Annotated in this window: 17 protein-coding genes; 11 read left to right on the forward strand and 6 right to left on the reverse strand. The window is 63.4% G+C overall.

Annotated elements, in window-relative coordinates:
- Window positions 1-60: 60 nt before the first annotated feature.
- Window positions 61-816, reverse strand: a complete 756-nt coding sequence (locus EY713_RS13240; RefSeq protein WP_131115536.1) for an SDR family oxidoreductase — start codon at window positions 814-816, stop codon at window positions 61-63.
- 101 nt (window positions 817-917) lie between these two features.
- A complete protein-coding gene (locus tag EY713_RS13245; protein WP_165491127.1) occupies window positions 918-1,673 on the reverse strand; it encodes a GntR family transcriptional regulator in 756 nt (251 codons plus the stop codon).
- Window positions 1,674-1,951: 278 nt separating this feature from the next.
- Here EY713_RS13245 and EY713_RS13250 point away from each other — a divergent pair, with 278 nt between their 5' ends.
- From EY713_RS13250 to EY713_RS13285, 8 genes are all read left to right on the forward strand, one after another.
- Window positions 1,952-3,091: a sugar ABC transporter substrate-binding protein gene (locus EY713_RS13250; RefSeq protein ID WP_131115540.1), complete on the forward strand. Its 1,140-nt coding sequence runs from the start codon at window positions 1,952-1,954 to the stop codon at window positions 3,089-3,091.
- A gap of 9 nt (window positions 3,092-3,100) precedes the next feature.
- Window positions 3,101-4,645, forward strand: a complete 1,545-nt coding sequence (locus EY713_RS13255; protein ID WP_131115542.1) for a sugar ABC transporter ATP-binding protein — start codon at window positions 3,101-3,103, stop codon at window positions 4,643-4,645.
- The gene (locus tag EY713_RS13260; RefSeq protein WP_210215270.1) at window positions 4,642-5,646 is read left to right on the forward strand and encodes an ABC transporter permease; all 1,005 of its coding nucleotides are present in this window, start codon (window positions 4,642-4,644) and stop codon (window positions 5,644-5,646) included. Before EY713_RS13255 ends, EY713_RS13260 begins: the two co-directional genes overlap by 4 nt.
- 143 nt (window positions 5,647-5,789) lie before the next feature.
- The gene (locus EY713_RS13265) at window positions 5,790-7,457 is read left to right on the forward strand and encodes an amidase (protein WP_131115544.1); all 1,668 of its coding nucleotides are present in this window, start codon (window positions 5,790-5,792) and stop codon (window positions 7,455-7,457) included.
- Between the two features lie 18 nt (window positions 7,458-7,475).
- Window positions 7,476-9,047, forward strand: coding sequence for an ABC transporter substrate-binding protein (locus EY713_RS13270; protein ID WP_165491128.1), 1,572 nt, complete (start codon window positions 7,476-7,478; stop codon window positions 9,045-9,047).
- Between the two features lie 39 nt (window positions 9,048-9,086).
- Window positions 9,087-10,037: an ABC transporter permease gene (locus EY713_RS13275; protein WP_131115546.1), complete on the forward strand. Its 951-nt coding sequence runs from the start codon at window positions 9,087-9,089 to the stop codon at window positions 10,035-10,037.
- A complete protein-coding gene (locus EY713_RS13280; protein WP_131115548.1) occupies window positions 10,034-11,980 on the forward strand; it encodes a dipeptide/oligopeptide/nickel ABC transporter permease/ATP-binding protein in 1,947 nt (648 codons plus the stop codon). Before EY713_RS13275 ends, EY713_RS13280 begins: the two co-directional genes overlap by 4 nt.
- Window positions 11,977-12,777 (forward strand): ATP-binding cassette domain-containing protein, encoded by an 801-nt coding sequence (locus EY713_RS13285; RefSeq protein ID WP_131115550.1) that lies wholly within the window; start codon window positions 11,977-11,979, stop codon window positions 12,775-12,777. Before EY713_RS13280 ends, EY713_RS13285 begins: the two co-directional genes overlap by 4 nt.
- Before the next feature lie 14 nt (window positions 12,778-12,791).
- Here EY713_RS13285 and def read toward each other — a convergent pair whose 3' ends face one another.
- The 4 genes from def to EY713_RS13305 are packed head-to-tail and all read right to left on the reverse strand — an operon-like array spanning window position 12,792 to window position 16,885.
- The gene (def, locus tag EY713_RS13290; protein ID WP_131115552.1) at window positions 12,792-13,253 is read right to left on the reverse strand and encodes a peptide deformylase; all 462 of its coding nucleotides are present in this window, start codon (window positions 13,251-13,253) and stop codon (window positions 12,792-12,794) included.
- Between the two features lie 45 nt (window positions 13,254-13,298).
- Complete coding sequence (locus EY713_RS13295; protein WP_131115554.1) at window positions 13,299-14,306, reverse strand: alpha/beta fold hydrolase; 1,008 nt, start codon at window positions 14,304-14,306, stop codon at window positions 13,299-13,301.
- Window positions 14,303-15,481: a M20 aminoacylase family protein gene (locus EY713_RS13300; protein WP_131115556.1), complete on the reverse strand. Its 1,179-nt coding sequence runs from the start codon at window positions 15,479-15,481 to the stop codon at window positions 14,303-14,305. The genes EY713_RS13295 and EY713_RS13300 overlap by 4 nt, the downstream gene beginning before the upstream one ends.
- A 15-nt stretch (window positions 15,482-15,496) precedes the next feature.
- Window positions 15,497-16,885 (reverse strand): serine hydrolase domain-containing protein, encoded by a 1,389-nt coding sequence (locus EY713_RS13305; RefSeq protein WP_131115558.1) that lies wholly within the window; start codon window positions 16,883-16,885, stop codon window positions 15,497-15,499.
- 374 nt (window positions 16,886-17,259) lie between these two features.
- On the opposite strand from EY713_RS13305, the gene EY713_RS13310 reads away from it, so the two are divergent.
- From EY713_RS13310 to EY713_RS13320, 3 genes are all read left to right on the forward strand, one after another.
- Window positions 17,260-18,810: an ABC transporter substrate-binding protein gene (locus EY713_RS13310; protein ID WP_165491129.1), complete on the forward strand. Its 1,551-nt coding sequence runs from the start codon at window positions 17,260-17,262 to the stop codon at window positions 18,808-18,810.
- Between the two features lie 127 nt (window positions 18,811-18,937).
- Window positions 18,938-19,861: an ABC transporter permease gene (locus tag EY713_RS13315; RefSeq protein WP_131115562.1), complete on the forward strand. Its 924-nt coding sequence runs from the start codon at window positions 18,938-18,940 to the stop codon at window positions 19,859-19,861.
- Window positions 19,858-20,760, forward strand: a complete 903-nt coding sequence (locus tag EY713_RS13320) for an ABC transporter permease (protein ID WP_165491130.1) — start codon at window positions 19,858-19,860, stop codon at window positions 20,758-20,760. Before EY713_RS13315 ends, EY713_RS13320 begins: the two co-directional genes overlap by 4 nt.
- Window position 20,761: the final 1 nt, after the last annotated feature.

Consider the following 20,761-nt stretch of genomic DNA (forward strand, 5'->3'; position numbering starts at 1 on the left):
GATGGGCGATAAGCCTTTCTCGTCTACTGTCGACAGAAAAGTCAATGCTCAATCTCGCGTTTATGCCATTCGGGCTCCGCCGTTCACGGCGATGGTTTCGCCATTGATGAAACTGGCTGCGTCCGACGCGAGAAAGACCACGACGCTGGCGACTCCTTCGGCTGTTCCCAAGCGTCCCGGCAGTGTTTCCAAGGCAATGGCCCGCAACTCCTCGACCGCGTGTCCTTCGAGAGCCTGATCGGTCAGGATCATGCCCGGCGCGACGGCGTTCACGCGGATACCTTCGCGCGCAACATCCAGCGCGACGGCCCTCGTCATGGCATCCATGCCGCCCTTGCTGGCGCTGTAATGTACCCCCCGGGCCGTTCCGTAAGCAGCAACCGAGGACATGTTGATAATCGAGCCAGCGATGCCGTCCGCGCGCATATGCGCGACGGCAGCCTGAATCACGAAGGTGCTGGCTCGAAGATTGACGTCCAGCGTCATGTCCCAAAGATCAGGCGACAGGGCGGCGAGGGACGCCCGATGAAAGATGCCGGCATTGTTGACGACGATATGGAGCGGTCCCATCGCGTCCCGCGCGGCGTCGACAAGCTCACGCGCGGCGGATACATCCCGCAGATCTGCCTGTATGGTCACGCATTTGCGACCGAGCAACGTTATACAGGCGGCAAGCTTCTGGCTCGCTGCTTCGTCATCGAAATAGTGCACCGCAATATCCGCGCCGGCTTCGGCAAGCATCATGGCGGTTGCCCGGCCGATCCCCTTCTGCGCTCCTGTGACCAGAGCGGTCTTCCCCTTCAAGATCATCATCATCGCCTCTGCTTCTGACGCTCAAGGCTCGAGACGTGCTTGCGCCTGTGCCGGACCTGCGCACACTTTATTTTGTTGACTTGGCAATCTGTTCTGCGACCGCTCTAGCGCAGTCGCATCACCGTTCCGTCCTTGCGGATGTCACGGGTCACGTAACCCATGATGGAACTCGGAATAGGCTTGTTGAGGTTTTGATAGGCCTTCAGGAGGATCACGCTCCGGAACAGTTCCTCTGCCTCGACAGGGTCGCCGGACTCAAGGGCATCCAGAAAAGCTTTATGTCGCCCCGCAACCTCGGTCGGTTGCACATGGTAGAGTTCGCTGCGGGCCAGATAAGCGTAAAGCAACGTCCGCAACGCTTGCCAACTGCTCACGAGGAAGCGGTTTCCCGAGCCGACCACCATCGTCTCGTGAAATCGGGAATCGAGGGCCTTATAGTCGTTTTCACGTCCATCCGTGGCAGCTTTGAGCATCTCGGCATAGACGTCGCGCAACTGGCTCCGGCTCTCGGGCGATGCATCCGCCGCGAATTGACGAGCCGCAAGCCCCTCGAGCATGGCGCGCAGCAAGGACATATTTTCGACGTCGGCAATCGAGAGTTCAGCCACGCGAGTCCCGCGCCCAGCACTGGTGACGACGAGACCTTGCCCGGTCAACACTTTAAGGGCCTCCCGCAACGGCCCCCGACTGACGCCAAGATCGGCCGCAACCTTGGTTTCGATCAATCGTTCGCCAGGCTTGAGCACACCGCTGATGATGGCTGTCACGAGTTTCTGGATGACCTGTTCGGTCAGCGCCACCTGCGCCGTGACGGCAAATCCGCTGAGGCCGTTGCCATGTGGGACGTTGTCAGCATCCATCGGAGTGTGTTTGCCTCTCATCAGGAAATACAAGTGACGCTTACGGCCAGACGTCGACGGTTGACCGATCCGATCTCGCCGCGCAAGGGCATCGGCTCATGTTTCCTCTGCTCGCCCGCACCGACGTCAAGACGAAACGGTTCTATGCCTGCAAAATAGTCACTCCGCTGCGCTCGATTGCAAAGAATCCTATAATATCGACTTCTCGCCGACCTCAAACTCTGTAGACTGAAGACAAGAACGGGAAGGGTCCTGTGGAGCGAACCGGTGAGGCAGTGATGTTGCGAAAGATTTTCACGGGGCGTCGGGCCCGCATCTCGTTGATTGGTGCCGCATCTCTTCTGACCGGGCTCCTCGCAAGTGCGGCCCCGGGTCGGGCTGCGGACGTCGACCTTGCGCCCTTCAAAGAGTCGCTGGCTCGTTTCCAGAGCAAGCCGTCCTTCAAAGCCGCTGGCCCGGCTTTCGACGCCCGTAAATGCATGGCAGGCAAGAGCATCGTTTCGATTCCGGTCTCCAGCGAGAACACCTTCACGGCGGCGATTGAGAAAGAGATGAAGGCCATCGCGGATCGCGTCGGCTTCAAGTTCACGACCTGGGAAAACCAGGGGACCAGCCAACAATGGGCACAGGGCGTCAACGCGGCCATCGTGCAAAAGGCAAGCCTCATCGATCTGTTGGCCGGTACCGACCCTCGCACGCTGGTGCCCCAAATTCTGGCCGCCAAGCAAGCCGGTATCCCGGTCGTGGCTTCGCACGACAACGGCATCGAGCAACGCGCCGAGATGATGAAATATGTCGATGGCGATGCGGTTGTGGACTACCGGACTGTCGGCAATATCCTTGCCGATTGGGCTATCGTGAAGCGCGAAGGCAAACTCAATGCGCTTGTGCTGATCGCCACCGGCCCACTCGCCACGGGGCTCATCCAGTCCGGGGTGGAGCAGGAACTCAAGAAGTGTGCGACCTGCACCAGTAAAACCGTCAACGTTCCGCCTGTCGACTGGGCGACGCGGCTGACCCCGACGGTTCAATCCGCGCTGACGGCCGATCCAACCATCAACTACATCATTACGATCTACGACGGCATGACGCAGTTCGTTGTTCCCGGAGTGATCCTGGCCAACGCGCAGGACCGTGTTCTCATCGACGGCTTCAACGGCACGCCCGGGGCGCTGAGTCTCATCCAGCAGGGTCGCGTCGATATGACGATCGGCGAGAGTCTCGCCTGGGTCGCTCGTGCGGTGCTCGACGCCAATATGCGGCGGGTCTGTGGGCTGACACCGGTCAACGATCCCCTCATCCCGTTCTATCTGTTTGATGCCAGCAACGCGAAGGAGGCCGGTACGCCGCCGGAAGTGTCCAAGGGCTACGGCGATGCTTACGTTGCAGGTTATAACAAGCTCTGGATGATGGATTAACCCCACGCCATGACGTCAGCCCTGCAGGCACGGCACTTCTCAAAGACCTTCGGAGGCCATCGTGCGCTCGACGACGTGAGCCTGACCATCGAACCGGGCGAAGTGCACGGCCTTTTGGGCCAGAATGGCTGCGGTAAGTCGACGTTGATCAAGATCCTGGCCGGTTACCAGAACGCCGATCCTGGGGCCGAACTGATGATTGGCGGTCGCCCTGTCGCGCTGCCTTTGCCGAGCGGGCAAGCCCAGTCGCTCGGCATCAGTACCGTGCATCAGAACCTCGCCCTGATCCCGTCCTTGACCGTGGTCGAGAACATGTTGCTGGGCCGTCTCGGCCGTTCGAACGACATGGCGCTGTCGTGGCGCAAGGCACGGGCCGAGTGCGCTGCGATCTTCCAGCGCTATGATCTTTCGATCGATCCGGCCGCAACCGTCGGTGGCCTGCTCGCCATCGAGCGAGCCATGGTGGCCATCGTCCGCGCCGTCGAGGATCTCGGTCTGCGATCCCGCGAAGCTGGTGCGGGCCTCCTCATTCTCGACGAGCCGACGCCGTTTCTCCCCAAGCGGGACGTTGAAAAACTTTTCGCTCTCGTTCGTCGGATTGTCGCGGGAGGCGCAAGCGTTCTCTTCGTCTCGCACGACATCGACGAGGTGCGCGAGATCACCGACCGCGCGACGGTGCTGCGCGACGGACGCGTCGCCGGCACCATCGCGACCAACACCTCGACCCGCGAGGATTTGATCGAACTCATCATCGGGCGCGCGCTGCGGACCGCCCGGCCTCACTCCGATGCCGCCCGGCGCGGCCCCGCAAAGGCCGCGATCACCGACCTCCGCGGGAACGGCGTCGCGGATGTCGGCTTCGAGGTGCAGCCTGGCGAAATTCTGGGCCTGACCGGCCTGCTGGGCTCCGGCTTCGAGTCGGTCGTCTACATGCTCTACGGCGCGCTGCCCTGCGAGAGCGGCAGCTTGCGCGTCGCGGAGGAGAGCGTCGCGCTTGCTGAAGCGACGCCGGCCCGGTCGCTGAAGATGGGCACGGTTCTGATTCCGGGGGACCGCAACGCCAAAGCCGCCATCGGCATGTTGCCGATCGCCGACAATGTCACGATGCCGGTGCTCGGCCACAAATTGAACCCGTGGTGTGTCAGGCGCGCGCCGATGCACCAGTTGGCGCATGATCTCGGGCAACAATTCGGCGTGGTGCCGAACCGCCCCGAACGGGCGCTGTCCTCGCTGTCCGGCGGGAACGCGCAAAAAGTCGTGCTTGCGAAATGGCTGCAGACAGACCCGAGCCTCATCCTGCTGGACGAGCCGACCCAAGGCGTCGATGTGGGCGCTAGAGAACTGGTGTTTGACGCCATCCGCAACGCCACGCGCAAGGGTGCTGCTGTCATATGCGCCAGCTCCGACTATGAGCAACTCGCCCTTCTGTGCGACCGGGTGCTGGTCTTCGCCGACGGGCACATCGGCGCCCAGCTCGAGGGCGAGCAGATCTCGAAACAGACCATCGCTGAAACCTGCCTCCGCGGTTCCACCCAGCTGCAAGGTGTCCCATGAAGATCGCATCCGCATCGCTGGCCGCTCAGATGAAGCCGCAGGTTCGCCTAAACATTACTGCCGCGATCGAGCGCTTCGGCCTCGTGATCGCGCTGATCATCCTCTTTGCGCTCTTCGGCATTTTGCTGCCGGACACGTTCCTGAGTTGGGGCAACATATCGGGGATGCTGGGTTCACAGGCGGTGCTCGCCATCGTGGCGCTCGCGCTCATCGTCCCCCTGACGTCCAACGACTTCGACATGTCGATCGCCAACGTTCTGGTGCTCGCGTCGGTAATCGTCGCGGTGATGAACGCCCAGATGGGTCTGTCGCTCTGGCTTGCGGTCCCGGCCGCCTTGCTGATGGGGCTTGTGGTCGGATTGCTGAATGGGTTCTTCATCACCTATTTTCGGATTCACTCGCTGATCGTGACCATCGCAACCGGCACGTTCGTGAGCGGCTTGGCGACCTGGCTGAGTGGATCGCAGACGATCAGCGGCGTCGACTTCGCGCTGATGGACTATGTCATCGTCAAGCGGCTCTTCGGCGTGCCGCTCGTGTTCTACTATGCAATCCTGTTGGCCTTGGTTCTCTGGTACGTCTTCGAGCATACAGCCATGGGGCGACGGATGCTCTTCGTCGGCCGCGGCCGGGAGGTGTCCCGTCTGAGTGGAATCAATGCCGACCGCGTCCGTTGGGGGGCCCTGATCGTGTCGGGTCTGCTGGGTTCCATCGCCGGCATTCTCTATTGCGGGACGCAGGGAGCAGCCGATCCCTCGTCGGGCGCTTCGTTCCAATTGCCCGCTTTCGCGGCCGCGTTTCTGGGATCGACGGCCATTCAGCCGGGCCGCTTCAACGCGTGGGGCACGATCGTCGCAGTCTATTTCCTCGTGATCGGCATCACCGGCCTGATGTTCATGGGCCTAAGCTCCTTCGTGCAATCGCTGTTCTACGGCGGCGCTTTGTTGGTCGCGGTTGTGCTGTCGCAATGGGTTCGCGGTCGCGCCGAACAACAGTTTTGACCAAACGTCGATGGTCCGACCAGGGTCGGGAGCATGCGTCGGTTTGATCCAGCGATGTCGACTGCAGAACAGGTCTTCTGACTTACGGCTGGAATGAACCTTGCTTTGATGATGCGGTGATCGTCGTCGAGGACGTCAGCCGTATGAATGACCTCAACACTCCTTTGTCGACGACGACCATCGCTGCGGCCGAAGACGTGTTGGGTGTCCGGTATACTGAAACCGAGCGCGCCTTCATGCTCGACAATCTGGCTGGCCAGATCGCACTGGCGCAGCGACGGCGCGAGATCCGCTTGCCGCATGATCTGGCACCCGCGACCCGTTTCGATCCCCGCTTGCCCGGCTTTGTCATGCCGGTCCCGGCGTCGCCGAAGTCCAATGAAGGAGATACACAGTCTCTACGCATCCCGAATGACGCGGCGAGCATCTGCTTCGCGCCCGTCACGCAGCTATCAGCCTGGATCCGCCACCGGCATATTTCGGCCGAACGGTTAGCGGGCCTCTATCTCGACCGTATCGCCCGGTTTGGCCCCACACTCGAATGTATCGCCACGGCGACGTCCGACCTTGCGATGACCCAGGCGCGACGCGCCGATGCGCTCCTCGCGGCTGGAACATACCTCGGGCCGCTCCACGGCATTCCCTGGGGCTGCAAGGATCTGCTCGATTCCAGCGGCGTCGTCACCGGTTGGGGCGCCGAACCCTTTGCCGAGCGGGTTCCAGCGACGGATGCGACGGTGGTGCAGCGCTTGACCGCGGCGGGCGCAGTCTTGGTCGCGAAGCTCACGCTCGGGGCGCTCGCCTACGGCGATGTGTGGTATGGAGGCGTCACCCGCAATCCGTGGAATCTGAACGAGGGGTCGAGCGGCTCGTCGGCGGGGTCGGGCTCGGCCACGGCGGCTGGTCTCGTCGCCTTCAGCCTTGGCACCGAGACGCTTGGCTCCATCGTGGCGCCATCCTTGCGCTGCGGAACGACGGGCCTGCGGCCGACGTTCGGCAGAGTGCCGCGAACCGGCGCCATGCCGCTGTGCTGGACGCTCGACAAGATTGGCCCAATGTGTCGCAGCGTCGCCGACACCGCGCTTGTTCTGGCTGCCATCAATGGCGGAGACCCGGCCGATTCCTGTAGCATCGATGCCCCGTTCGCCTTCGATGCCGCCGCGTCGGTCGCGGCGCTTCGTCTCGGCTATTATCCGGCGGATTTTGCGGAAGCCGGGGTGAATGACCTCGATCGGGCTATGCTCGACCACGCGAGTGCGCTTGGGCTCACGCTGGTCGAATTGTCTCGCCCCACGCTGCCTTACGATTCGTTGATGAATGTCCTGTTCGCCGAGGCTGCCGCCTCGTTCGAGCATCTGACGCTCGATGATACGGACGACAGTCTCACCTGGCAGGAGCCGGGGTCCTGGCCCAACACGTTTCGGAAGGCGCGCTTTCTCTCGGCCGTCGACCATATCCAGCTCGACCGATTGCGCCGGCGCGTCATGCAGGACATGGACCGCGCTTTCGAGGGTGTCGATGCGATGATCGGTCCGTGCCTCGCGGGCCCGATGCTGATCATCACCAACTTCACCGGTCATCCAAGCCTCGTCTTACGATGCGGCTTTCGACAGTCGACCACGCGCAAACCCCTGTCGCTCGCGGAAGCAAGGCTGGATCAGGGGCAGGACAGCACGGGCGCGACGTTCACGGTCCCGCACGCGATCAGCCTCTACGGCCGCCTGTTCGATGAATCCACCATCCTTCGCATCGGCCTTGCCCTCGAAACCCGGCTCGATGTTGCCCGCCACCGCCCCCCAATCGAGGCCTGAACCTTTCCGGAGTTCCCCATGCCACCAGTCATGTTTACCCGCCGAACTCTGCTCGGAAGCGTTGCGGCGATCTCGGTCATTGGCCTGCCACGCTTTGCGTTTGGGCAAACGCCAAACGACGTGCTGGTGGTCGGTCACGTTGCGGAACTGCAAACGCTCGACCCGGCGCAGGCCGTGACGATCAGCGACTTCCGCATCTTGATCAACATCTACGACGGGCTACTGCGCTATAAAGACGGAAGGCTCGAGGTGGAGCCGGGCTTGGCCGAATCCTGGGATATTTCGCCCGACGGCAAGACCTATACGTTCGCCTTGCGCAAGGGCGTCAAATTCCACGACGGCACGAGCTTCGACGCCGACGCCGTGAAATTCAACTTCGATCGTGTGCTCGACGCGAACCATCCGTTCCACAACACCGGGCCGTTTCCCTTCGTGTTCACGCTCGGGCCGATCGACAAAGTCGAGGTGCTCGACCCCTACAAGATCGCGCTCGTCTACAAAGAGCCCTATGCGCCGGCCCTAACCATGCTGGCGGGCGCGATCGGCGGCCTCGCCGGCATCTCCCCGGCGGCGGTCAAGAAATTCGGCAAGGATTTTGCCCGCAACGGTGGCGGCGCTGGTCCATTCAAGTTCATCGAATGGGTGAGCGGTCAACGCTTTGTCTTGGAAGCAAACGCCGATTACTTTCGTGGCGCTCCGACGCTGAAAGGCCTCGTGTTCCGCCCCATCATCGACGAGAACGCGCGCGTCTCCGAGATGCAATCGGGTGGCACGGATATCACGATCGAAGTGCCGCCGGACAATATCGCGACGTTCACGGCGTCGACCGATTACATCTACTACCAACAGCCAGGACCGCATCTTTGGTATCTGGTGCTCAACACCAAAACCAAGCCGTTCGACGACAAGCGCGTTCGCCAAGCCATCAATTATGCCATCAACAAGGGCGCGATGGTGACCGATATCCTCAAGGATACGGCCACGGTGGCCAGCAGCGTCACGCCGCCAGCCTTTGACTGGGCCTATGACGGTGGCCTCAAACCGTATCCGTACGATCCAGCCAAGGCCAAGCAACTTTTGGCGGACGCGGGCTACCCGACCGGCGTCGACGTAACGTTCTATGTGACGGAAAGCGGCTCCGGGATGCTATCGCCACAGCTGATGGGCACCGCCATCCAGGCTGATCTTCAGGCCGTCGGCATCCGAGCCAAGATCGAGACCTACGAATGGAATACATTCCTGGGGAAAATCATCCCCGCGATGCCGGCCGATGTCGGCGTGGCGGAACTGTCCTTCATGACGCAGGATCCTGACATGCACCCGGCGCTCGCGCTCAGGACGGGCGCTGCGGTGAATTCGGGCGGTTATTCTAATCCGAAGGTCGACGCTCTCATCGATCAGGGTCGAACGGAAACAGATCGGGGCAAGCGCGGCGCGATCTACAAGCAACTGCAGGACGTCATCTACGAAGACGCACCCTGGGTCTTCGTCGCGAATTGGAAGCAGAATGCCGTGTCGTCCTCGCATGTGAAGGGATTTCAACTGCACCCATCGTTCACGACGCGGTTTTACGGCACCAGCAAGGCGTGAGCGACGACTTGCGGCTCGCCTTTAGCAGGGAGTGGTGATGTGGCCAGCCTGATCCTGCGCCGGCTCATGATGGTGATTCCGGTGTTGTTCGGGGTCAGCGTAATCGTGTTTCTTGTGATCTCGCTCATCCCGGGGGATCCGGCCCGTGCCATTCTCGGCACATTCGCGACACCCGCCAACGTGGCGGACGTCACTCATCAACTCGGCCTCGATAAGCCGCTCCCGGTGCAGTATCTGATCTGGATCGACAATCTGTTCCACGGCGATCTCGGACGCTCCTACATCCTGCACAAGCCGGTGCTGGACGAGATCATGGCTCATCTGTTCCCGACCCTTCTCCTGGCCGGGGCGGCCCTCGTCCTCGCTAGTGTGTTCGGCATCGTCTTCGGCATCGTGGCGGCCGTTCATCAAAATGGCTTTGCCGATCGTCTCATTACGTTGGTGGTTCTGATCGGCATCTCGACCCCCTCATTTTGGCTCGGGATGCTGTTCATCTTCTGGTTCGGCGTCCGGCTCGCATGGCTTCCGGTCGGCGGGATGTCGGACATGTTCGGCGGTGGAGGCGTTGTCGATGTCGGCCGCCATCTGGTGCTGCCCGCCGCGACGTTGGCGGCCGTCGCGGGTGCCGTCCTGGTGCGCCTGACCCGGGGCGCCATGCTTGAAGTGTTGCGACAGGATTATGTTCGGACGGCGCGTGCCAAGGGCCTCAGCGAGCGACGCGTGATCCACGGTCACGCTTTCCGCAATGCGCTCGTCGGGATCATCCCGGTCATCGGCCTCCAGGCCGGATTCGTGCTCGGCGGCGCGGTCTATATCGAAACCGTGTTCCAATGGCCGGGGATCGGCCGCATGCTGGTCAGCGCGATTTCCACACGCGACATCCTGCTTGTCCAGGGCGGCGTTCTGATCGTCGCGAGCGCCTATGTGTTGATCAACCTGATCACGGATCTGATGCAGGCGATGCTCGACCCAAGGATCCGGGTCGCATGAGTGCGCCCGCAGCAACCGCTGGGCCCGCGCCGGTCATGACACGTCGGCGTAACGTCCGGCCAACCGCATGGATGCGCCTCCTGCGCAATCCTATGGCGGCCTTCGGGCTCGCGTTACTTTTGGTCGTTGTTGCGATCGTGCTGCTCGCGCCGGTGCTGCCGCTCCAACCGCCCGAGATCGCCCATCTGGCGCTGCGACTGAAGCCGCCGCTGACACCGGATCACGTGCTGGGAACCGATCAGGTGGGGCGGGACATCCTCTCGCGACTGATCTGGGGCACGCGCCTCAGCCTGGCGGTCGGTGTGTTCGCGGCACTGATGTCATGCCTCATCGGGTCGACTATCGGCTTGCTCGCCGCCTTTCGCGGCGGCTGGCTGGACACGCTGCTGATGCGCGGCATCGATACCCTGATGGCATTTCCCTACCTGCTCCTCGCGCTCGCCATCGTGGCGGCGCTCGGTCCGGGCCTCTTCAATGCCATGCTGGCCATCATTGTGGTCAATGTGCCGTTCTTCGCCCGCGGTGTACGCGGAGCCGCCCTTTCGGTCGTACGCACCGACTTCATGGCGGCTGCACGCCTCTGCGGACTTTCCGATACCCGCATCGTGCTCTCCGAACTGCTGCCGAACGTGCTGCCTGGCATCATCATCGGCGTCTCGACAACGGTCGGTTGGATGATCCTGGAAACGGCCGGCCTGAGCTTTCTTGGGCTTGGCGCGCAGCCGCCGCAGGCCGACCTTGGCGGCATGCTGGGGGAGGGGCGCAACCTGCTTCAGATCGCACCGCATGTCGCGACGATCCCAGGGTTGGTGATTCTGTTGCTTGCCATCGGGGTCAATCTTCTGGGAGATGGATTGCGCGATGTGCTGGATCCCAAACTCAAGGCGGGTCACCTCGCCCGCAGTCAGGCCCGCACCGATGCCGAGGCCGGCACCGAACGCCGCATCGGTTTACCACCGCCGATGAGCGACGCTCGGGTGCCGCTCGCCATCCGCAAACTCAGGACCGAGTTCCGCGTCGGGCGGTCGACCTATGCGGCCGTCGGCGGCGTCGATATCTCGATCGCGCCCGGCGAAGCAGTTGGTATCGTGGGCGAGTCTGGCTCCGGCAAAACCGTGATGGCGCTCTCGGTGCTCGGGCTTGTCGCGAGCCCGCCCGGTCGTATTGTCGGCGGTGAGATCCTGCATCACGGCGAGGACATGGCAGAAGCGGACCTCGGTCGCCTGCAGGAGGTTCGCGGCGGGAAGATCGCCTATGTGTTCCAGGATCCGCAGACCACCCTCAACCCGCTGATCCCGGTCGGCGAACAAGTCGCCGAGACGATCCGCCGTCACCAGGGGGTGAGCCGCGCCGAGGCGATGCGTCGCGCCGTCACGCTGTTCGGTTCCGTGCTGATCCCGGACGCTAGCGAGAAGGTCCGTGCCTACCCGCACGAGCTGTCGGGCGGTCAGCGGCAACGCGTCGGCATCGCCATGGCGCTCGCCAACGACCCCGAACTGATCATCGCCGATGAGCCGACCACGGCGCTCGACGTCACAACCCAGGCGCAGGTTCTCAAGCTCCTCAACGACCTGCGTCGCGACCGGGGGGCGGCGCTACTGTTCATCAGCCATGATTTCGGGGTGGTGGCGGCGCTCTGCGATCGCGTGCACGTCATGTATGCGGGCCGGGTTGTGGAGAGCGGTCCGGTGCGGGCCGTTCTGCAGCATCCGCGTCACCCCTATACGCAGCGACTGCTCGCCTGCGTGCCTGAACTCGGCGTCAGGCAGCGGCGCGTGGCGCCCATCCCGGGCTTGCCGCCCTCGACCGACGCGCTGCCGCCGGGCTGTGCCTTCGCGCCCCGCTGCCATCTCGCCATCCCGGCCTGTTCTGTCGGTGAGATCAGCCTTGATCCTGTCGGACCGGAGCATCTCGGGCGGTGCATCCGAATGGATCAGACATGAGTGATCTTGTTCTCAGCGCGGTCGATATCGTCCGCGAATTTCCGCGCAGCCGGACCGCATGGTTCAGGGCACGGCCGACGCCGTTCCGCGCCGTGGACGGGGTGTCGCTGACGGTGTCGCGCGGCCGAACGCTCGGAATCGTCGGGGAATCCGGCTGCGGCAAGTCCACCATGGCGCGCATGATGGTGGGCTTGCTCGAGCCCACATCCGGCAAGCTGACGGTCGACGGTAAGTCGATCGCAGACCTCGCGCGGCGTGATCGCCGGGCCCTCTACCGCCGGGTCCAGATGGTGTTCCAGGATCCCCTCGGGTCGCTCAACCCGCGCAAGACCGTGCGCGAAATTCTGTCAGCGCCGCTGATTGCCCTCAAGGGCATGACGGGTCAGCAGGCCCACGAGCGCGTCGCCGAACTCATGGATCTCGTCAGTCTCAGGCCCGACTTCGCGGACCGCTACCCACACGAATTCTCAGGCGGCCAGAGCCAGCGCATCGGCATCGCGCGAGCCCTCGCGGCCGAGCCAGCCGTCATCGTGCTCGACGAGCCTGTCTCGGCGTTAGACGTCTCGGTGCAGGCGCAGGTGCTGCAACTACTGGGCGATCTGCAGAGCCGCCTTGGGCTGACCTATGTGTTCATTTCGCATGATCTCGCCGTCGTCGAAGCCATCGCCCACGATGTCGCCGTCATGAACCTCGGACGGATCGTCGAAAGTGCCCCGGCGGAGCGCATTTTCGCCGACCCGCAGCACGCGTATACGCGGCTGTTGCTCGCGTCCGTGCCGCGCGCGGCGGCCGCTTGAGAGACGTCTGAGGTTTATTTCTGCTCCTCCAACCGATCCAAAATCAGCAAACCGTTCAGGTGATCGACCTCGTGCTGGAGCACCATCGCCAGCATCCCGTCGGCGTCGATCTCCTGCGGGGCGCCCATGCGGTCGAGATACCGGACGCGCACCCGATCGGGCCGGTTCACCTCCGTCGGCACATTCGGGATGGACAGGCAGAGCTCCTCGCGCTTGGCCATCGTGTCGGACGACCATACGATCTCGGGGTTGACGAGGAGCAGCGGATTGCTGGCCCCGTCCTTCCAATCGATGTCAACTACGACGACCCGCTGCAGAACGCCGATCTGCACCGCCGCGAGCCCACGTCCTTGAGCGTCGTACATCGTCTCGAGCATATCATCGAGAAGCGTGCGGGTTGCCTCGGTGACCTGCGGCACAGGCGTGGAGATGTCGTGCAGGACTGGATCAGGGTGGATGACGATCGGATGGATCATGCGGAGTCCTTTCTGGTCACGCGTTTCGAGAGCGGCGGGCGCGGGTCAGCCCATCCAATCCAGCACGGCTTTGCGGAGAAACGCGAGGTCAGCCGGATTGTCGCTCGGGCTACCGGCGCGATGCCCCCAGATCGTCGGAATGGGGCGGAGTTCGCCATGGGACAGGTGGGACAACTCATTGGCATTGTCGGCCACGGGAAAGTAGAGGTCCGTCCGAGCCGGCAGAAGTAGGACTCGGGCCTGGATCGCTTGAAGGGCGCGGACGAGATCGCCGTCGTAAAGCGTGTTCGCGCTGATGTCAGAATGCAGCCAGGTCGTGGCCTGGGCGTAGAGGTCGGCTGCGGTGCGTCGGGTGAAGCCCGGCTCCCATTGGGTGTCGAGGAAATCGTCGAGGTCGGCGGCGCCTGCGCTGAGATGCAGGTCCGCCCGATACCAGTCCTGGCTCATGGCCCAGCCGGCATAGACACGCGCGAAGGCGCGCAACGCGGCTTTCGGTTCGGCCGAGAAGCGACCGCCGCCGATATGCTCGGGTGCGGCCTCGAGGGTCGCGAGAAGCGACAGGAGGAAGACCTTGTTGTGCACAGAGGTCTTGGCGCTGCCGCAGACCACGATGGCGCGTTCGACGGCGTCCGGGAACAACGCCGCCCAGTGATAGGCCTGCTGTGCCCCCATGGAGAAGCCATAGACGCCGGCGACGCGCTCGATGCCGAACGCTTCCACCAGCAGCCGTTTTTGAGCCCGCACATTGTCGGCGGTGGTGACGACTGTCGGATAATCCGGGGTGTTGGAGGGGCTCGACGACAAGCCATTTCCGAACATGTCGGGCGCGATCACGAACCAACGTGTGGGGTCGAGCACCTTGTCGGGCGCGATGAGCCATTCTTGGTCGGCATGCTGGGCCGAATAGCTCGTGGGATAGACGACGACGTTGTCTTTGGCCGGCGACAAGGTGCCGTAGGTTTTCCAGCTCAGCGTGGCGGTTGGCAGCTTGTCGCCGGACTGCAAGGTCAGGTCGCCAAGGACGAAACGGCCGGTGTCGGATGTCATGGTCATGGCTGCACTCGCGGAAGGAGTTGTTCGGCAAGCGTCGCCCAATAGGAGGCGCCGACCGGCAAAATGTCGTCGTTGAAATCGTAAAGCGGATGATGCACCTGGGGATCGGTCGCGGTCCGGCCGGCACCGAGCATGATGTAATTGCCCTGCTTGGCATTCAGCAGGAACGAGAAATCCTCGCCGCCCATCGTTGGCTGCTCCATGGGCACGACGCGCGCGGCACCCACCACGGCTTCCGCTGCGGTTCGGGCCATGGCTGTCGCGGCCTCGTCGTTGATGACGGCCGGGTAGGTGCGGGCGAAGGTCACATCGGCCGTGGCCCCATAGGCCTCGGCGGTCGCTTGCGCGATGCGGATCACGGCCCGCTCCAGCAGGTCGCCGATCGTGGGGTTGAACCAGCGCGCGGTGCCGCGCATCGTGACGTCGGGTGGGATGACGTTGAAAGCGTTGCCGCCCTTGATCTCGCCGATGGTCACCACCGCGGTCTCGGTCGGATCGACATTGCGGGCGACAATCGACTGGAGCGCCGACACGATGGCGCCCGACACCACGATTGGATCGACGCCATTATGCGGCTGCGCCCCGTGCGCGCCCTTGCCCGTGACCACGATCGTGATGTTGGCGACCGCCGCCATTGTGGGGCCGACGCGCCACAGGAAGGTGCCTTCCGCATCCTTCGGCCAATTATGCATGCCGAAAACCAGATCCATCGGGAAGCGCTCGAACAGACCTTCCTTCACCATCATCTCGCCGCCGCCATGCTGCTCCTCGGCGGGCTGGAAAATGACATAGACGGTGCCGGCGAAATTCCGTGTTTCCGCCAAATATTTGGCAGCGCCGAGCAGCATGGTGGTGTGGCCGTCGTGGCCGCAGGCATGCATCACGCCGGGGTTCGTCGAGGCATAGGGCAGATTGGTCTGCTCGATGATCGGGAGGGCGTCGATATCGGCCCGGAGGCCGATCGCACCGCCCGGCTGGCTGCCGCGAATGACCCCGACGACACCCGTGCGGGCAATTCCGGCCACCACCTCGTCGACGCCGAATTCCTTCAGCTTCGCCTGGATCACGGCGCTGGTCCGGTGTTCCTCGAGCGCCAGTTCCGGATGCTGGTGCAGATCATGCCGCCACGCCGTCATGTCGGCGTGGAAGTCGGCGATGCGGTTATGGATCGGCATATCAAATCCTTCCGGTCAGAGCTGGGGCGTCGGCGTCGTGCGGTTCACGCGCTCTTCGACTTCGACGACAAGCGCGCGTTCGGGGAGCAGTTCCGTGCCGCCGAGCATGAGTGCAATCGCGGTTCCGTCTGCATCCGTGATCCGTCGGGCCGCCTCGCCATGCGCTCCGAAGCCGTTTGCCCGGGCGATACGGGCTTCGGTCGGGCTCGCGACCGTGAGTTCGCTTGCGTCGGTAAAGGGATGCATCAGGGCCGGGCTGGTCACAAACACCGTCGATCCCATCGGCACGAGATCGAATGCAGTCCAGTAGGTCCACCACCGGCCGGTCCAGTCGGCCACACCGGGGGCGGCCGCACCGTGCCGGGCGAAGTGATGGAAGATGCCAAGCACGCCCTCGACCCAAGGGTTTGCCAATCCATCGATGCTATTCGTCACGATCGAGACCGTCACGCCCCATTCGGGCACACAGGCGGTCCGGCTGATGAAGCCCTGGAACGCGCCGGAATGTCCGAACCAATCGTGCCCCTGTCGGGTGCCGCTGATCGTGCCGAGCCCATAGTGCCGGCCGCTGCTATCGTCGGGCACCCGCCAATGGCGCCGCGTCATCTCCCGACGGCTGGCGGGCGAGAGCACGCTGACGGCCGCGTCCGGATCGAGGCTTCCGATGAAGCGGGCGAGGTCGCCCGCCGTGCTGACGAAGCCGGTGGCCGAGGCGAGCGCTTGGGTCGGGTTGTGGCCCGGAATGGCGAGCCGCCGGCCGAACGGCAGCGTACCACTGTGGCCTGTGGCGATCGGCGTGCCATCCGGCACCGGCATATCCGGCGTTGTGGCTTCGAGGCCGGACGGCGCGACGATCTCGCGGGCGATCCAGGCGCCATACGCCTCCCCGGTGATGGCTTCGATCGCGAGGCCGAGTAGCCCGAACCCGACGTTGGAATATTTCTGCCGGCTATTCGCTGGGAGCGTGAGGGGTTCCGCGAGTTCGGCGCGCAGGGCCGCCGCATCCAAGAAAGGCTGGCGATCCTGCCAGTGAACGGCTCTGATGCCATCGCGCAGCAATCCGGCCGTATGCGAGAGCAATTGGCTGATCGTAACGGCGGCGACGTCGGGCGAAAGATCGGCGACATGCGTGCCGATCGGGTCGTCGAGGTGCAATCGTCCTGCCTCGTGCAGCTTCATGATCGCCGCAGCCGTGAAAGTCTTTGAATGCGACGCGACACGAAACCGATGCGCGGGCGTCAGCGGCGTTCCAGTGGCGATGTCGGCAATGCCGAAGGCGCGCTCCAACACAAGGTCGCCCCCGTCAACGACGGCCAGCACGCAGCCGGGCTGCTCGTTCGACCGCATCTGATAGCCAAGCCACTGTTCTGCGTAGCGGACGGCTTCCGGTAGCCATTCATGCATCGTGGTCTCCTGCGGACGTTCGTTGGATGGCTGGCGATGACATTACAGCGTCCAGCCGGCCTGGTCGCTGTCGCCTGATCGACCGTTGCGGCGATGGTCGACAGAGAGGATTTCCGTCCGGGTTCCGCTCACGATCGTCGGCATGGCCGATCTCCCTTGCGGTCTCAACCGCCATGCGCCGCCTGTGCGCTCTCCTGCAAGCGCAAGCGGCCCGACGATGGTGCGAACTAGCAATCTTGCTAGTGCCCAAGCGGTCGGCATGGTGCTTGCCTAGAGATGCGGAAGGACGACGCGCCACGATGACCCGAGAGCGGGGGCGGCCTGCCGGTGGCCTGACGTCCATTGTGACGCGACTTGAAGAAGGATCCTGCTTGATGAAGCGTTCCATCCGACACGCCGTTCTTGCCTCGACGCTTCTGGCCGGCTCCGGGCTCTCGCTTCGGCCCGCTGCCGCCGACCCTGGCGACATCATCTTCGCCCGGTCCCAAGATGCCGACAGCTTGGACGTGGCGCGGGTTTCAACTACGATCTCGTTTCAGGTGATGCAGCAGATCTACGATAACCTGCTCAACCTCGACGACAAGGGCAAGGTGTCGGGCGGGCTCGCGGCCAGCTACACGGCCAGCGCCGACAACATGACCTTCACGTTCACGATGCGGCCCAACATCAAGTGCCATGACGGCACCACCTTCGACGCCAAGGCCGCCAAGTGGAACATCGATCGCGCCATCGACCCGAAGACAGGCAGTTCGAACGCCTCGTCCTATGGCAGCATCACGAGCACGGAGGTCAACGGCGACGTTCTCACGGTCAAGCTGTCGAAGCCCTATTCGCCGCTGACCACGTTCCTCGGCAGCGCGCAGGCCTTGATGATGTGCCCGGCCACGATCCAGGGAAGCGATGTTAAGCCGGTCGGCACCGGGCCTTGGAAATTCGTCGAATGGGTCCGTAACGATCGGCTCGTGCTTGCCCGTAACCCTGCATACGTCAACGTCAACCCGTTGGTCGACAACCCCGGCGCGCCCTACGCCCAGCGCCTGATTTTTCGGGTCATCCCCGAGGGGCCCTCCCGAATGGCGGCGCTCAAGACCGGCGAAGTGACCTTCGCGGAGCCCTCGCTTCAGGATGCGGCCGACCTCGCCAAGGACAAAAATTATACGGTCTACACGGGCGCCGGCCGCACCGGGCAACTCGCCTATGTGGGCTTCACGGCCAAGATCCCACCCCTGAACGATGTGCGGGTCCGCCGCGCCATCGGCTATGCGCTCGACCGCGACTCCATGGTCGATATCGGGTTCAACGGCCTCGTTCAGGCCTCGCCATGCCCGGTGGCGCCGGGCCTGCTTGGTTACGACCCGAAGAAATGCGCCGAATGGGCCACCGCCTACGATCCCGATAAGGCCAAACAATTGCTGAAGGAGGTTGGCTACGGCCCCGATCATCCGCTCGACATCACCTTGTCGGTCTCGCCGCTGCAGGGATGGGACGAGTCGGATGTCGTGATGCAGCAGCAACTCGCGGCCGTCGGCATCAACGTCAAGATCGAGCAGCGTCAATTCGCGACCTGGGTCGACTATATGTCGGGCAAGAACAAGGAGACGACCGGAACACCGGCGATCTGGACCATGGGCATGTCGGGCCCCGATCCGGATTATCTCGTGTTCCTGTTCCAGCCGCCAGGCTATGCGGGGCAGGGCATCGACGACCCGGTTTTGCAAAAGATGCTGGTCGATCAGCGGGCACTCTCTGGCGCTGAACGCGAAGCCAAGATCCTCGACATCCAGAAATTTCTGCTCGTCAATGCCTATGAGGTGCCGCTGTTCACGCCTGGATGGTTCTGGCTTGCCACAAGCAAGAGCACCGTGACCGGCTTCAAACAGGGCTACAATGTCATGCCGCTGTTCAACGACGTGAAGCTGCCGTGACGGGCGGTCTAGCGTCGATGCGTCGATGGCCTAAGCTCCCGCCGCTCGCGAGGCGCGGCCGAGAGATGAGACGCGGCCCGATCGTCGCCCCGGTTCGGCCCTGCTGCTCCCCTCAGGGAGCAGCAGCATGACGCGCTTTATCCTGCGCCGCTTGTTCTCGGCGCTCGTCACTCTGATCATCTCGAGCTTTCTCGTCTGCATGCTGATCCATTTGATCCCCGGCGACCCCGTGGCCATGATGATGGCGCAAAATTCCTCGCCCACCCCCGAGCAACTCGCCGCCATGCGGCATATGCTGGGACTCGATCTGCCGCTCTGGCAGCAATATTTCCACTACATGGGCCGCCTCCTCACGGGCGACATGGGCCGCTCCATCTTCGGCAGCGAACCGGTCGGCAAGCTGTTGTTGGAGCGCCTGCCCAACACATTCGCGCTTGCCTTTGCCGGACTTGCGATCGCGATCGGCTTCGGCATGCCACTCGGGTTTTTTGCCGCCTACAAAAAGGGAAGTTGGGCCGACAGCGCCTTGATGGCCTTCGCGGTTGTCGGCGTGTCGGTGCCGAACTTTTGGCTCGGCCTTATGCTGGTGCTGTTGTTCTCCATGACGCTCGGCTGGCTGCCGGTCGCGGGCGAAGACTGGAAGAGCATGATCCTGCCGGCCGTGACGCTTGGCGTCACCTATATGGCCATCATCGCCCGCATGACGCGCTCGGCCATGATCGAGGTGTTTGCGGAGGATTTCATCCGCACCGCCCGCGCCAAGGGTCTGCCCGAATCTCTGGTCATGTTTCGCCACGCGTTGCGGCCCGCCATGATCAGCGTCGTGACGATCATCGGCGTCGTGTTCGGCTATCTCATGGGCGGCGCGGTCGTGGTCGAGAACGTGTTCAGCTGGAACGGGCTCGGTCGACTTGCCATTCAGGCGATCAACTATCGCGACTATCCGCTGATTCAGGGTTTCATCCTGCTGTTCGCGACGATCATCGTGGTGATGTCCGTGCTGCTCGATATTGCCTACGCATGGCTCGACCCGCGGATTTCTGTCCAATGAGCGTCGTCGCGCCCTGGGCCGAAAGCTCGCCCGTGCCGGTCGTATCGCCGGCTTCGCCGCGCAGGCTCCTGCTGCGCCGCATGCTGCGGTCCCGCTCATTCATGATCGGGGGCGGCATCGTGTTCTTCGTCGTCTTAGTCGCGCTCTGCGCCCCGCTGCTCGCGCCGTTCGATCCGGATCGAATTGGCGCCGGGCGGCGGCTTGCTGCGCCTGGGGTCAGGTTTCTTCTCGGGACCGACGAGTTCGGTCGGGATATTCTCAGCCGGGTGATCTTCGGGGCGCGCGACACGCTCTATATCGGCCTCGTTGCGGTTGGCATCGGGCTGCTCTGCGGGGTCGCGATCGGCGCCACCGCAGCCTACGCCGGCGGGTTATTCGGCGGCCTGCTCATGCGGACCATCGACCTCCTCTACACATTTCCGGATGTTCTCATTGCCTTGGGGCTGGTGGCCTTTCTCGGTCCCAACCTCACCAACGCCATGATCGCTGTCGGCATCAGCGCCATTCCCTACTACGCTCGCGTTACTTACGGGGTCGTGTTGTCGGAGCGACAAAAGCCCTATGTGGACGCGGCCCGGGTGGTCGGCGCAAGTCACGTCCGCGTCGTGGTGTGCCACCTGCTGCCAAACGTGCTGGCGCCGATGATCGTGGTCGCGTCGCTGGGCTTCTCGGCGGCGGTCTTGTCGGCTGCGGCGCTGAGCTTTCTGGGGCTTGGCGCCCAACCGCCCACGCCCGAATGGGGCCTGATGCTGTCGACGGGGCGCAACTACATCACGCGTGACCCTTGGCTCGTCATCGGGCCCGGTGTTGCGATCTTCATCACCGTGATGGCTTTCAACCTGTTCGGCGACGGGGTGCGCGACTTGCTCGATCCGCGCCAGCGGCAGAGGACGCATTAGC

The organism is Lichenihabitans psoromatis, from assembly GCF_004323635.1.
Taxonomy (GTDB): Bacteria; Pseudomonadota; Alphaproteobacteria; order Rhizobiales; family Beijerinckiaceae; genus Lichenihabitans; species Lichenihabitans psoromatis.